This is a genomic window from Hoylesella timonensis S9-PR14, from assembly GCF_000762405.1.
Classification (GTDB): domain Bacteria; phylum Bacteroidota; class Bacteroidia; order Bacteroidales; family Bacteroidaceae; genus Prevotella; species Prevotella timonensis_A.
Map to the genome: position 1 here is coordinate 23,218 of NZ_JRPQ01000072.1, position 14,555 is coordinate 37,772.

Here is a 14,555-nt window from a genome sequence, read left to right on the forward strand (position 1 = left end):
CTATTTCATTCTACTTCATTGAACTCATGCGCTGTCCGCCCAGAGTAAGGCGGATTCTTATGGCCAACCTTGAACAAATGTGCGAACGCTGGCGGTATGGGGGTTTCAAACTCCATGGGACGGTGCGTAACGGGGTGATAAAAACACAGCACGTAAGCATGTAGACAAAGGCGCCCGATGGGATTGTCGCCATTGCCATATTTATGGTCTCCACATACGGGATGCCCCATATCTGCCGAATGTACACGTATCTGATTCTTGCGTCCCGTCTCTAATCGATACTCCACCAATGAATGTTCCGTCGTTCGATTCAAGGTGTGAAAATGCGTGACAGCAAACTTTCCCCCATTGTCCTCTGGACTCGAATAAGTGATGTACGCCCTGTTGTCTTTGAGCCAGTTGGCAATGGTGCCCTCATCTTGTTCCATTTCGCCCGACACCACTGCCACATATCGCCTATCGTACACGTTGTGATGCCAGTCATGTTCCAGCAGTTGGGCGGTTTGGATGTCCTTAGCATATATCATGAGTCCACTGGTATCCCTGTCAAGTCGATGCACCACATGCGCAGTACATTTCTGTTTGCTCTGTTTGAAATAACTGTCGAGCACTTTTTTAACATTCAGCGAGGCATGTCCTGCCGCCATGGAAAGGATGCCAGCTTGCTTTTCTATCACCACCAAGTAGCGGTCTTCGTAAACTATCTTGACATACTTACTTTTAAAGAGTGTGTTCTTTTTCGACTTACTGATAGCGATTTTGGTGCCTGGCGTCACGGGATAATCGAACTGGGTGATTTGCTTACCATTGACAATAATGCCACGTCCAGCCAATGTTGCTTTGAGCTTTGACTTACTGAGATGCGTCACATGATTGAGCAACCAATTCAGGAGCGTGTCTGTCTTTTCAACGACATAGCATTGGTAATCCTTGTTGGAGAAGTTTGAATTCATTCATCATCCATTTTGAAAGTTGATACAAAGATACCATTTTTCGTGAATTTATAAACGCTTGTTTAACAATTATCAATAAAAATGTTTACCTTTGCACTCAAATTATATAAAATAAGGTAAAAGAACATGATAACAGTTTCAAATCTTGCAATTCAGTTTGGCAAGAGAGTCCTTTATAAAGATGTAAATATCAAATTCACTCACGGCAACATCTATGGCATTATCGGTGCCAATGGTGCAGGCAAATCCACCCTACTCAAAGCCATCAGTGGTGAATTAGAGCCCACAAAAGGCAGCGTAGAATTAGGACCGGGTGAACGACTGTCGGTACTTGAGCAAGACCACTTTAAGTATGACGAATATTTAGTCATGGACACGGTTTTGATGGGGCACGAACCCTTGTGGAAGAATATGAAGGAGCGTGAAGCCTTGTACAGCAAACCAGAGATGTCGGAAGAAGACGGTACACGTGCTGCTGACTTGGAATTGAAGTTTGCAGAGATGAATGGCTGGGAGGCAGAAAGCGATGCTGCCCAACTGTTACAACACTTAGGCATTGGCGAGGCATTACACACCAAAACGATGAGCGAATTGTCAAACAACGAAAAGGTGCGTGTGATGTTGGCAAAGGCACTGTTTGGTAATCCCGAAAATCTGCTACTTGATGAGCCTACCAATGACCTTGACTTAGATTCGGTACAATGGCTAGAAGAATACCTGAGCAACATAGAGCAGACGGTGTTAGTGGTTAGTCACGACCGTCACTTCTTAGATGCCGTGAGTACACAGACCGTAGACATCGACTTTGGTAAGGTGACCGTGTTCTCGGGCAACTATTCGTTCTGGTATGAGAGTTCACAATTGGCATTACGTCAAGCACAGAACCAGAAGATGAAAGCCGAAGAGAAGCGCAAGCAGTTGGAAGAATTTATCCGAAGATTCTCTGCCAATGTGGCAAAGAGTAAGCAAACGACCTCGCGCAAAAAGATGTTGGAGCGGTTGAACGTGGAGGAAATTCGCCCCTCCAGTCGTAAATACCCTGGCATTATCTTCCAAATGGATCGTGAACCAGGCAACCAAATCCTGCAAGTTGAGGGATTGAAAGCCCTTGATACCGACGGGAGCGTATTGTTCGACAACGTGAGCTTTACTGTTGAAAAGGATGAGAAGGTGGTCTTCTTGAGTCACAATCCCAAAGCCATGACCGCTCTATTCGAAATTATCAATGGTCATCGTGAGCCCGATGCGGGGACCTATAACTGGGGAGTAACAATTACTACCGCCTATCTCCCACTCGACAATGCCGAGTTCTTTGAATCGGACATGAACTTAGTCGATTGGCTCAGTCAGTTTGGTACAGGCAACGAAGTAGTGATGAAAGGATATTTAGGACGTATGTTGTTCTCGGGTGAAGAGGTATTAAAAAAGGTGAACGTACTCTCGGGTGGCGAGAAAATGCGCTGTATGATTGCTCGTATGCAACTGAAAAATGCCAACTGCCTCATCTTAGACACCCCCACGAACCATTTGGACTTGGAGAGTATTCAGGCATTTAACAACAATTTGGTGACGTTCAAAGGCAACATCCTCTTTTCGAGTCATGACCACGAGTTTATCCAAACCGTGGCAAACCGTATCATCGAACTGACACCAAAGGGCACCATTGACAAGTTGATGAATTACGATGAATACATCTATGATGATCAAATCAAAGAACTCAAGGAGAAGATGTACCAGTAAGCAGTACAACATTTTAATGGTTTGAACAATAAAAGCAAGGCTTGACAAGTAAAGAAAAACTTGGCAAGCTTTTTGCTGATATTTAAGACAGGTAATAATAAATATTGATTATGAGCAAAAGAAATAAACACAAAGAGCAAGAAACAGAAAAGAAGCTTGATACACAGCACGAAGAGATGGACACTGGCACAGTAATGGACGAAAAGAAGGTGGAAGAGCAAGCTGCTGCCACGGATAACCAACCCGAGACGCAAGGCGAAGCACCCACCACAGACCCATTAGCTGAGGCACAAGCACAAATCGAAGAACTCAAAGATCGGTATCTCCGTACAGTGGCAGAGTTTGAAAACTTTAAGCGTAGAACACAGAAAGAAAAGGCTGAACTCATCTTCAACGGCAGTGAGAAAACTGTCTCTGCCATTCTTCCTATCTTGGACGACATGGAAAGAGCGGCTGCTAATGCGAATAAGACAGATGACATTCACGCACTTGAAGAGGGTTGGGAACTCATCTTTAAGAAGCTATTGAAAACATTGGAGGGATTGGGTGTGAAAAAAATTGAAACACAAGACAAACCCTTCGACGTAGATTTTCATGAGGCAGTGGCGATGGTTCCCAATGTTGAAGACGACAAGAAGGGCAAAGTGATAGACTGTGTACAAACGGGATATACACTCAATGAAAAAGTTATCAGACATGCGAAAGTTGCTGTAGGACAGTAATATAAGATAACGATATAAAATCTAAAAAACAAAACATTGAAGGAATGGCAAAACGCGATTATTATGAAGTGCTTGGTGTGAACAAGGATGCTTCAGAAGATGAAATTAAAAAAGCCTACCGAAAGTTAGCTATAAAATATCATCCCGATAAAAACCCGGGAAGTAAAGAGGCGGAAGAGAAGTTTAAGGAGGCTGCGGAAGCTTATGATGTACTTCACGATCCGAAAAAAAGACAACAATACGACCAGTTTGGCTTCAATGCACCAGGCGGAGGAGGATTTGAAGGATTCAGCGGTGGAGGCTTCTCCATGGATGACATCTTCTCAATGTTTGGCGACGTATTCGGTGGACACAGCGGCTTTAGTGGCTTTGGTGGCTTCGGCGGTGGCACAGCTGGCGAGCGGCAACAACCACAATATCGAGGTGCCGACCTGCGCTTGAAGGTAAAGCTCACGTTACAAGAGATTAGCACAGGTGTTACCAAAAAGTTCAAAGTAAAGAAAGATATTGCCTGCACTCACTGTAATGGTAGCGGTGCAGAGAAAGGAAGTGGTACACAAACTTGTCCTACTTGTCACGGACAAGGGGTTGTAATAAAGACCGTGAGAACCATGTTGGGCATGATGCAGACTCAGTCAGAATGTCCTACGTGTCATGGTGCGGGCACTGTTATCAAAAACAAATGCCAACACTGTCATGGCACAGGTGTGGTGAAAGGCGAGGAAATCGTTGAAATTAAGATACCAGCTGGCGTGGCAGAAGGAATGGTAGTGAATGTTCCAGGTAAGGGCAATGCTGGTCCAAGAAACGGAATCACGGGAAATATTCAGGTATTGATAGAAGAACAACCCAACGACACGTTTATCCGAGACGGTCAAGACATTATTTACAACTTGTTGCTTGACTTCCCGACTGCTGCCTTGGGAGGCGAAGTAGAGATACCTACGTTGGAGAATACACGTGTAAGAATAAAAATAGAAGCTGGCACTCAACCCGGAAAAACACTCCGTTTGAGAGGCAAGGGACTTCCTGCAGTGCAGGGATATGGCTCTGGAAGAGGTGACTTGGTAGTGAATATCAGCATCTATGTGCCCAAGACCTTGAGCCGAGATGAAAAGGAAACGATAGAACGCCTGCGCACCAGTGACAATTTTAAGGGTGACTACGCCACAAAGCAGTCTATCTTTAAGAAGTTTAGAAACTATTTTAATGAATAAGGTACATGAAACTCTTCATGCACAAGAATGACTTAATTCATTGATTGCCTTATGAATTACCAAGAAACTATTGATTATCTGTTTCACGCAGCCCCAGTCTTTGAAAAGGTTGGGGCGTCTGCCTATAAAGAAGGGTTATCTAACACGATTGCTTTAGATGAACACTTTGGGCATCCGCATCGCCAGTATCGCACCATTCATGTAGCAGGAACCAACGGAAAAGGCTCATGTTCGCACACCTTGGCTGCTATCTTGCAAGCCGAAGGCTATCGAGTGGGCTTGTACACCTCACCGCATTTGGTTGATTTTAGAGAGCGCATTCGCATCAATGGCGTGTGCATAGACGAAGAGACTGTTATTAAATTTGTAGAAGAAGAAAAGGATTTCTTCGAACCCCTCCACCCTTCTTTCTTTGAACTGACCACCGCATTGGCGTTTAAGTACTTTGCCGACCAGCAAGTAGATATTGCCGTCATTGAAGTGGGACTTGGTGGACGATTGGATTGCACTAACATCATCACCCCAGAACTCTCCATAATTACAAATATAAGCTTTGATCATACGCAATTTTTGGGCAACACCTTGGCTAAGATTGCAGGTGAGAAAGCAGGTATCATCAAGTCCCACGTTCCTGTTGTTGTAGGAGAAGCCCTCCCCGAGACAAGACCTGTATTCGAGAAAAAAGCGCAACAAGAGCATGCACCCATTATCTTTGCAGAGGATGCACCAGAGGTTTTGCACTCAACCTATGATGTTTCTTCGCAACAACGCATTTACAAGACCCTGTCTTTCGGGGAACTGCGAGGAGATTTAACAGGCTGTTATCAAGACAAGAATACCAACACCGTACTCGCTGCCGTTAAAGTTTTGCGACAAATGCACATTCTTAAACATCCCGAAAGTTTAGCACAAGGCTTGAAAAATGTGATGCAGACCACAGGACTTATGGGAAGATGGCAGTGTCTGCAAAAGCAAACTTCTACCCAACCAGCCATCTATTGCGACACTGGACACAACGTGGCAGGCTGGAACTATCTGAGCCAACAGCTGCAACAACAGAAATACGAGACGCTCAGAATCGTCTTTGGGATGGTTGATGACAAAGATCTCCAGACCATTATGAAGATGTTGCCCGCAGATGCGGTGTACTATTGGACACAACCCTCGACAGAGAGAGCTTTTCCTGTGGAGGAAATTGCCAAGGCGGGGGCTGCCAATCAGCTTCGAGGACAGCAGTATCGAACTGTCCGAGAAGCGTATTCCACCTGCTTAAAGCAAGCCAATCCAAAAGATTTTGTGTTTGTCGGAGGTAGCAGTTATATTGTTGCCGATTTGCTAACCTTTTTAGAAAGGAAGTGATTTAAGGGTATTTAACATCTGATTGTCCAGCTTTTTTAAGACTTTCGTTTGTCATATTCATTTTTTTTCAGTTACTTTGCAAGTACAATATAATGACTAAAAGCTTATAAATATGACTAACACAAGTGACGCAAATAATTGCTGTGGGCTGAAACGTGAAGATTTTCAGACAACAATTGATGGCAAAAAGACAGATTTGTACGTTCTGAAGAATCAAAATGGAAATGAAGTTGCCATTACGAATTATGGTGGCGCCGTTGTTGCTATCATGGTTCCAGACCAACAAGGAAAACTGGCAAATATCATCCAAGGACACGACAACATCCAAGCGGTTATTGATTCGCCAGAGCCTTACCTTTCTACGTTAATTGGACGGTATGGCAATCGAATTGCCAAGGGACGTTTTCAGCTCAACGGTAAGGAATATAATCTACCCATCAACAATGGTCCCAACAGTTTGCATGGCGGCAAAAAGGGATTTAATGCCAAAGTTTGGGAGGCACAACAAATGAACGAGCAAACGCTTGTCTTGAAATATGTAAGTCCCTATGGTGAAGAAGGATTCACGGGAGAAGTGAGAACCATTGTAGAATATACCTTCACAGACGACAACGAACTCGTTATTGAATATTTAGCTTTTACCAATAAGAAGACCATTATCAACTTAACGCATCACGGCTTCTTCTCATTATCAGGCATCGCAAATCCAACTCCAACGGTAGAAGAGCAGATTTGTGAAATCAACGCCGATTATTACATCCCCATCGATGAGACCTCTATTCCTACGGGCGAGATTCGCTTCGTAAAGGATACACCATTCGATTTCCGTCAGCCTAAAGCCATTGGAAAAGACATAGAAGCAGAAAACGAGCAGATAAGGAATGGTGCTGGCTACGATCACTGTTTTGTATTGAATAAAAAAGAAGAAGGCGAATTGAGTTTTGCTGCCAGACTTACCGATCCTAAGAGCGGTCGTGTCATGGAAGTTTATACCACAGAACCAGGCGTTCAGCTCTATACTGACAATTGGGCAGACGGTTATCAAGGGCAACATGGTGCTACATTCCCAAGACGAAGTGCAGTTTGTTTCGAAGCTCAGCACTTCCCCGACTCACCCAATCATCCATACTTCCCTTCGGTTGTCTTAGAACCAGGACAAGAGTATAAGCAAAAAACAGTTTATAAGTTTTCTGTCAAATCATAATCATCAATCACCCTATTCGTATTTTAGCCCTACCACAAATCGCTTGAGACCGTGCCAAGAAATTGGACTTTCGACCAAATAAAGAAAGAAACACAACGGTTTATCGAATGGACTAAACAATAGTTGACATTGATGTACCGAGAGAACGAACCTAAAATACCCGTTACAAAAGGACATGTGTTGACAGTTCCCTCCCCTATCTGAAATAACTAAAAATAAATAATTAAAATCTCTTAACAGTAAAAATGGAAAAACAGACAAACAAAAATGGCGTCATTGTTGCGATTATTTCAATGATGTTCCTCTTTGCGATGATCTCATTTGTAACAAATCTTGCCGCCCCGTTTGGTAATATTTGGGGTAAGACCTACTCTTGGGCAGGCATGGTGGGAAACCTCATGAACTTCTTAGCTTATCTCTTCATGGGTATTCCGGCAGGTAAGATGTTGGTGAAGTACGGTTATAAAAAGACAGCACTCATTGCTATGGCTGTGGGTTTCATTGGACTTTTTATCCAATATCTATCAAGCATCTTTGGTGGAAGCAGTGAAATGTTCACTATCCAAGATAATCCTGTGATGCTCAACTTCATCATCTATTTGATAGGAGCTTTCATTTGTGGTTTCTGTGTTTGTATGTTAAACACTGTTGTGAACCCCATGTTAAACCTGTTGGGTGGTGGCGGCAACCGCGGAAACCAACTCATCCAGACGGGTGGTACACTTAACTCACTCACCGCTACATTGACTCCGTTTTTTGTAGGCGTGCTGATTGGAGAAGTTACCGACAAAACCAGTATGAACGATGTCACTCCACTACTGTGGGTTGCCATGGCTGTGTTTGCTGTTACATTCTTTATCATCGCCTTTGTCACCATACCAGAACCACAGTCAACAGCTTCGGGTGTAACGTTCGAGCATAGTCCTTGGAACTTCCGACACTTCGTTTTGGGTGTAATCGCTATTTTCTTCTATGTCGGTATTGAAGTGGGTGTACCAGCCGAACTCAATTTCTACATCACGAAATTAGGATTCCCTGGAGCTGCTGCCATCGCCGGTGGTATCGTTGCCATCTATTGGCTTTTGATGTTGGTGGGTCGATTTATCAGTAGTTTCGTGAGTGGCAAAATTTCTTCTCGAGCACAACTCATCTCCACCTCTGCCTTAGGCATCATCCTATTAGTCATTGCCATATTACTTCCTGAAAGCTCGTCTGTTACATTCCATGGTGTGAATGTTCCTGTTAAATGCTTCTTTATCATCGCTTGTGGTATTTGTACCTCTATTATGTGGGGCTGCATCTTCAACTTAGCAACAGAAGGCTTAGGCAAATACACTGCTCCTGCATCAGGAATTTTCATGACAATGGTCGTTGGTGGTGGTGTAATGCCATTCATCCAAGACCAAATAGCAACCTCTTTGAATGATTACATTTCAAGTTATTGGTTGATTGTAGCTATGTTAGGTTATCTGCTCTACTATGGACTTGTAGGAAGCAAGAATGTGAATAAAGACATTCCTGTAGATTAAATAAGAATAAGCGATAAGCTGAGTGCATGCAAACGCATGCGTTCAGCTTTTTTTGAAGATTGACATACTGAAATTTATTAACCCCTTAAACATATATAATATGGATATAGATCACGTTAGAAGTCGTTTTATCAAACACTTTGATGGCAAAACTGGAAATATTTATTTCTCTCCCGGACGTATTAACCTTATTGGCGAGCACACCGACTACAATGGTGGGTTTGTCTTTCCTGGTGCTGTAGACAAGGGCATCATGGCAGAGATTAGACCCAATGGCAGCAACACGATTATGTGTTATGCCATTGATTTGAAAGATCGCGTTGAGTTTAAGGTGGACGATCCACAAGGACCACGGACCAGTTGGGCACGCTACATCTATGGCATCGTGCAGGAAATGAAGAAATTAGGCGTAGAGGTGAAAGGCTTTAACACTGCTTTCTCTGGAGATGTTCCATTGGGCGCAGGCATGTCTTCATCTGCTGCACTCGAGAGTTGTTACGCTTTTGGACTAAACGACTTGTTTGGCGACAACAAGGTATCCAAGTGGGATATGGTCTTGGCAGGTCAAGCTACCGAGCATAACTACGTAGGTGTGAACTGTGGCATCATGGATCAGTTTGCCAGTGTCTTTGGACAAGAAGGAAAACTGATGCGCTTAGACTGCCGTAGTCGCGAGTTTGAGTACTTCCCCTTTAATCCTAAAGGATACAGATTGATGTTGGTCAACTCTTGTGTTAAGCACGAGTTGGTTGGTTCGCCTTATAACGACCGTCGCAAATCTTGTGAAAATGTAGTGAAGCACATTGCCGCCAAGCATCCTGAAGGCAAGTTTGAAACGCTGCGTGATTGCACTTGGGAGCAGTTAGAAGAAGTAAAAGATGAAGTAGGAGCAGAAGACTACAGCCGTGCTCGCTTTGTTTTGGGAGAGAAAGACCGCGTCTTGGCTGTTTGCGATGCACTGCAAGCTGGCGACTATGAGACTGTTGGCAAGAAGATGTACGAAACACACGAGGGCTTAAGCAAAGACTACGAAGTATCTTGTGAAGAGCTTGACTTCCTCAACGAAGTAGCAAAAGAAAACAATGTCACAGGTAGTCGCATTATGGGTGGCGGCTTCGGAGGATGCACCATCAACCTTGTAAAAGACGAGATTCATGACAAATTTGTAGCAGATGTAACAGAGAAATATGCTGCCAAATTTGGAAAGAAGCCTGAAATCTATGATGTTGTAATTAGTCAAGGCTCACACAAAGTTTGCTAATTTACTTTTATGGAAAAAATATCTGTTGGCTCATTTGTCGCCAACAGATATTTTTTTTGATTCACCCACAAAAACAAAATGATTCAAAACTATCAAGCATGAAGCTAAAAAGTAAGATATTTTTAACCATCACTTTTGTTGCCACATTGTTTGCAGCATGTTCAAGTGGCAATGATAAGAACCTCACCGTTTCGGGACTCAATCCTGCCAAATTCGATACCATCATTCATGAAAAACCCATGAAACTATTTGTGATAAAAAATAGTCATGACATGGAGGTGTGTGTAACTAACTTCGGCGCACGCATTGTCTCTATTTGTGTACCCAATAAAGCCGACATCGCTACCGATGTGGTGCTGGGTTTTGACAACATCGCACAATATGCCGATACCGTTCACAACGCCAGCGACTTTGGAGCCGTCATTGGTCGATATGCTAACCGTATCAACAAAGGACAAATCACCGTTGCAGGTAAAAAGATACAATTGCCACAAAACAGTTTAAGACATTGTCTGCATGGAGGACCCTCGGGATGGCAATACGCAATTTATGAAGGTCAACAATTAAACGATTCCACCTTACAACTGAGTCTCCACTCCCCCAATGGCGACAATAACTTCCCTGGCAATGTAACTGCTACAGTTACTTACAATGTGAAGAATGACAACACGCTGGACATACAGTTTGAGGCAACAACCGATGCAGAGACGGTAATCAATATGACCAATAACTCGTACTTCAATCTCTCGGGTGATCCGTCAAAGGCTGGCACCAACATGATTTTGTATATCAATGCAGACAACTACACTCCTTGCGACAGCACATTGATGACAACGGGAGAGATAAAGTCCGTTTATGGCACGCCTATGGATTTCCGCAAACGCCATCCGCTCTTTGAAACTATTGGTGACACAACCTTTACACAAATCAAATATGCCAATGGCTATGACCACAACTATGTACTCAACACCTATACCAAAGGCAAGGGTGACGACACAAAGGTGGCAGCCAGTCTGTACTCACCCGAATCGGGCATCTATATGGAGTTGTTTACCAACCAGCCTGGTTTACAGTTTTACTCTGGAAATCTCCTCTCAGGGAGTGTATTGGGCAAAAAAGGCATCGCCTATCCACAGCGTGCAGCCGTATGCTTAGCACCACAGAAATATCCCAATTCGCCTAATAAGAAGAATTGGCCTTCACCATATCTCAAACCCGGTGAGAAATATTTCAGTCATGTGGCTTATCGATTTAGCATTCGCTAAATAAAGTCTAAGCGATAGGCATGGGTGGAAATAACTACTTGCGCTATCCAAAATATAATAGTTTTTACAAATCAGTCGAAGAGGATGTGTCAAAAAAGGCACTCCTCTTTTTTGCGGTATCTGCAATATTAGCGAGACCTCACCGCCTACGAGAGTTCCGATGAAAATACACTTGCAGAGGAAACAGAGAAAACAGAGGGCAGGTCAATGTAGATTATCATGCCTCATTTCTTAACTTCGTTTGTCTTTCAAGAACACCTGACAAACAAAAAAATAACTGTCAATTTATTTAACAAACATGCTTGTATAATTCGCATATTTTGAAGCAAACTGTCGGCTGGTCGCAAATATGCGAATTATGAGAAAGTTTTATAATATTATGACTATCAGCATGTTATCATAAAAGAGAATAAATAAAGGTCACTTTTTATCTCTATTTGGCTCCAAAAAGCAATAAAAAATCGTGTTGTAACAATGAGTTTGTGTCTCAAAATAGGCTCAATAGTGCGACTATTCACATGTAATAGTCGTATTAACTCAATGCTCTAATTGAAAATTAGCACTTTCTTTGTCGAAAAATGTCAAATATACCTGCTTTTTACTGCTTATCTTTTTCTATTTCACAACTTTTCAAGTGCCGTTTTATTGTCATCTTTTTTTACAAAAACAATTTTAATAGACGTGCGCATGTATGGGATGTTTCATCGAAAAAACTAAAATATTACAATTCTACAACTACAGTCTGCAGAAAAATAACTATATTTGCAAAATAATTAAAATTGGGATTATCTAACATGGAATTTACTGCTCAGCAAATAGCACAATATATTAATGGCAGAATAGAAGGAGATGAAAACGTAAGCGTTCATAACTTTTCTAAAATTGAAGAGGGCAAGACAGGTACTATTTCATTTCTCTCAAATCCGAAATATACACAATATCTTTACAATACCCAGTCGTCTATCGTCTTGATAGATGACAAAATTACAATAGACCGTCCCGTCCCAACCACCCTGATTTGGGTTCAGAATGCCTACGATGCAATAGCCAAGCTGCTGCAACTGTATGAATCGATGCGGACGCATAAGACAGGTATCGACCCTTTGGCATCCATAGCACCAACAGCCAAGATTGGCAAGAATGTCTATATTGGTGCCTTTGCCTCTATTGGCGAGGGCGTTGTCGTGGGTGACAACACACAGATTTATCCGCATGTGGTGCTATGTGACAACGTTAGCGTGGGAGACGACTGTCTCTTCTATCCTCAAGTAACGGTCTATCATGATTGCAAAATAGGCAACCATGTCATTTTGCATGCGGGGTGTGTCATTGGAGCCGACGGATTTGGGTTTGCTCCAACAAGCGATGGATATGATAAAATCCCTCAGATAGGAATTGTCACCATTGAAGACCATGTAGAGATTGGTGCCAATACCTGTGTAGACCGATCGACCATGGGCAGCACTTATATTAGAAAAGGTGTTAAGTTAGACAACCTTGTACAGATTGCCCACAACACCGAGATTGGCGAGCATACAGTGATGAGTGCGCAAGTGGGTGTAGCTGGCTCTACAAAAATAGGACAATGGTGCATGTTTGGCGGACAGGTAGGTATAGCAGGTCACATTACCATTGGCAACAAAGTGTACCTCGGTGCACAGTCGGGTGTACCAGGAAGTTTGAAGGACAACCAACAACTCATGGGTACTCCTCCTATGGAACAAATACGTTTCTTTCGCTCCCATGCCGTAGCCCGCAAATTACCCGAAATGTACAAACAACTCAACGAGTTGCAAAGGGAAATAGAATTACTAAAGAAAACCACGGACAAATTGGTTTCCAACAATCAAGAATAAAATGGATACAATCAAACAGAGAACTCTTAACGGTAGCTTTTCATTGTGTGGCAAAGGCTTACACACTGGTCTTAGTTTGACAGTTACCTTTAACCCTGCTGCAGAGAATACTGGATACAAGATACAACGCATAGACTTAGAAAACCAACCCATCATAGACGCTGTTGCTGAAAAAGTGGTAGACACGCAACGCGGTACGGTTTTGGCTAATGGAGAGGTACGAGTATCTACAGTAGAACATGGTTTGTCTGCCTTGTATGCCATGGGCATTGACAACTGTCTCATTCAGGTAAACGGACCAGAATTTCCTATTCTTGACGGTTCGGCTGCCATGTATGTTGACAAAATCAGACAGGTAGGAATCGTAGAGCAGAATGCGCCCAAAGACTTTTACATCATTCGCAAGAAGATAGAGGTAAAAGACGAGGAGACGGGGTCGTGCATTACTATCTTACCTGACGAGCAGTTTAGCATCACAGCCATGTGTTCGTTTGAGTCAAAGTTCATCAACAGCCAGTTTGCTACCTTAGACAACATCGAAAACTTTGGAGACGAAATAGCTCCTGCCCGTACCTTTGTCTTCGTTCGCGACATTGTTCCTTTACTGGAAGCCAATCTCATTAAAGGCGGAGACATGGACAACGCTATCATTATCTACGAACGTGAAGTGTCGCAGGACAAGCTGGATCAACTTGCAGACATATTGAAAGTTCCCCACATGGATGCCACCAAGATTGGCTACATTCAGCACAAACCGTTGATGTGGGAGAACGAATGTACTCGTCACAAACTTCTGGACATCATCGGAGACATGGCACTCATAGGGAAACCTATCAAGGGACGCATCGTTGCCACTCGCCCAGGACATACCATTAATAACAAGTTTGCCCGACTCATGCGCAAGGAGATTCGTAAACACGAGATACAAGCTCCGATTTACGATCCCAACGAAGAGCCATTGTTGGACAATATTCGCATTCGTCAACTGTTGCCTCATCGCTACCCCATGCAGCTTGTTGACAAAATCATTGCCATGGGATCGTACAGTATCGTAGGTGTGAAAAACATTACGAGCAACGAACCGTTCTTCGTGGGACATTTTCCCAAAGAGCCAGTAATGCCAGGCGTTCTGCAAATTGAAGCCATGGCGCAGTGTGGTGGTATTTTGGTATTAAATCAAGTGGAAGAACCAGAACGATGGTCTACTTACTTTCTTAAAATAGATAATGTGAAATTCCGCCAAAAGGTAGTTCCCGGTGACACCTTGATATTCCGTGTAGAGATGATTCAACCCGTCAGGCATGGCATCAGTACCATGAGAGGCTACGCCTTTGTGGGCGATACGGTAGTTTCCGAAGCCACTTTCACTGCACAGATTGTCAAAACCAAATAGTATGGAGCAAGGTCTTCAAACCCACGTCTCTGCCCTATTCATAAAGATTTCTAAAT

11 protein-coding genes are annotated in these 14,555 nt (G+C 43.2%); 10 read left to right on the forward strand and 1 reads right to left on the reverse strand.

Translation table 11 applies throughout. The features are described from left to right. Positions 1–5: 5 nt before the first annotated feature. Positions 6–953, reverse strand: coding sequence for an RluA family pseudouridine synthase (locus HMPREF9304_RS04455; RefSeq protein ID WP_036926822.1), 948 nt, complete (start codon positions 951–953; stop codon positions 6–8). A gap of 126 nt (positions 954–1,079) precedes the next feature. On the opposite strand from HMPREF9304_RS04455, the gene HMPREF9304_RS04460 reads away from it, so the two are divergent. From HMPREF9304_RS04460 to HMPREF9304_RS04505, 10 genes are all read left to right on the forward strand, one after another. Then, positions 1,080–2,693: an ABC-F family ATP-binding cassette domain-containing protein gene (locus tag HMPREF9304_RS04460; RefSeq protein ID WP_036926824.1), complete on the forward strand. Its 1,614-nt coding sequence runs from the start codon at positions 1,080–1,082 to the stop codon at positions 2,691–2,693. A gap of 110 nt (positions 2,694–2,803) precedes the next feature. Next, positions 2,804–3,415, forward strand: coding sequence for a nucleotide exchange factor GrpE (locus HMPREF9304_RS04465; RefSeq protein ID WP_036926826.1), 612 nt, complete (start codon positions 2,804–2,806; stop codon positions 3,413–3,415). A 44-nt stretch (positions 3,416–3,459) separates the two neighbouring features. After that, on the forward strand, positions 3,460–4,632 hold the full coding sequence (dnaJ, locus tag HMPREF9304_RS04470; RefSeq protein WP_036926827.1) for a molecular chaperone DnaJ: 1,173 nt from the start codon (positions 3,460–3,462) through the stop codon (positions 4,630–4,632). Between the two features lie 51 nt (positions 4,633–4,683). Beyond that, entirely contained in the window at positions 4,684–5,991 is a 1,308-nt protein-coding gene (locus HMPREF9304_RS04475) for a bifunctional folylpolyglutamate synthase/dihydrofolate synthase (RefSeq protein ID WP_036926830.1), read from the forward strand. A gap of 112 nt (positions 5,992–6,103) precedes the next feature. Beyond that, a complete protein-coding gene (locus tag HMPREF9304_RS04480) occupies positions 6,104–7,195 on the forward strand; it encodes an aldose epimerase family protein (RefSeq protein WP_036926832.1) in 1,092 nt (363 codons plus the stop codon). Positions 7,196–7,440: 245 nt separating this feature from the next. Next, entirely contained in the window at positions 7,441–8,724 is a 1,284-nt protein-coding gene (locus HMPREF9304_RS04485; protein ID WP_036926834.1) for an MFS transporter, read from the forward strand. 100 nt (positions 8,725–8,824) lie between these two features. Next, positions 8,825–9,985, forward strand: coding sequence for a galactokinase (gene galK, locus HMPREF9304_RS04490; RefSeq protein ID WP_036926835.1), 1,161 nt, complete (start codon positions 8,825–8,827; stop codon positions 9,983–9,985). A gap of 98 nt (positions 9,986–10,083) precedes the next feature. Beyond that, positions 10,084–11,250 (forward strand): aldose epimerase family protein, encoded by a 1,167-nt coding sequence (locus tag HMPREF9304_RS04495; protein ID WP_036926917.1) that lies wholly within the window; start codon positions 10,084–10,086, stop codon positions 11,248–11,250. A gap of 794 nt (positions 11,251–12,044) precedes the next feature. Continuing rightward, positions 12,045–13,106, forward strand: a complete 1,062-nt coding sequence (gene lpxD / locus HMPREF9304_RS04500; RefSeq protein WP_036926837.1) for a UDP-3-O-(3-hydroxymyristoyl)glucosamine N-acyltransferase — start codon at positions 12,045–12,047, stop codon at positions 13,104–13,106. Position 13,107: 1 nt separating this feature from the next. Next, on the forward strand, positions 13,108–14,499 hold the full coding sequence (locus HMPREF9304_RS04505; protein ID WP_036926840.1) for a bifunctional UDP-3-O-[3-hydroxymyristoyl] N-acetylglucosamine deacetylase/3-hydroxyacyl-ACP dehydratase: 1,392 nt from the start codon (positions 13,108–13,110) through the stop codon (positions 14,497–14,499). The last annotated feature ends 56 nt before the right edge of the window (positions 14,500–14,555 follow it).

Coding starts and splice junctions, on each gene's coding strand:
- HMPREF9304_RS04505 (WP_036926840.1), top strand. CDS start 13,108: ATGGATACAATCAAACAGAGAACTCTTAACGGTAGCTTTTCATTGTGT.
- galK (WP_036926835.1), top strand. CDS start 8,825: ATGGATATAGATCACGTTAGAAGTCGTTTTATCAAACACTTTGATGGC.
- HMPREF9304_RS04460 (WP_036926824.1), top strand. CDS start 1,080: ATGATAACAGTTTCAAATCTTGCAATTCAGTTTGGCAAGAGAGTCCTT.
- HMPREF9304_RS04480 (WP_036926832.1), top strand. CDS start 6,104: ATGACTAACACAAGTGACGCAAATAATTGCTGTGGGCTGAAACGTGAA.
- HMPREF9304_RS04485 (WP_036926834.1), top strand. CDS start 7,441: ATGGAAAAACAGACAAACAAAAATGGCGTCATTGTTGCGATTATTTCA.
- HMPREF9304_RS04495 (WP_036926917.1), top strand. CDS start 10,084: ATGAAGCTAAAAAGTAAGATATTTTTAACCATCACTTTTGTTGCCACA.
- lpxD (WP_036926837.1), top strand. CDS start 12,045: ATGGAATTTACTGCTCAGCAAATAGCACAATATATTAATGGCAGAATA.
- dnaJ (WP_036926827.1), top strand. CDS start 3,460: ATGGCAAAACGCGATTATTATGAAGTGCTTGGTGTGAACAAGGATGCT.
- HMPREF9304_RS04475 (WP_036926830.1), top strand. CDS start 4,684: ATGAATTACCAAGAAACTATTGATTATCTGTTTCACGCAGCCCCAGTC.
- HMPREF9304_RS04455 (WP_036926822.1), bottom strand. CDS start 953: ATGAATTCAAACTTCTCCAACAAGGATTACCAATGCTATGTCGTTGAA.
- HMPREF9304_RS04465 (WP_036926826.1), top strand. CDS start 2,804: ATGAGCAAAAGAAATAAACACAAAGAGCAAGAAACAGAAAAGAAGCTT.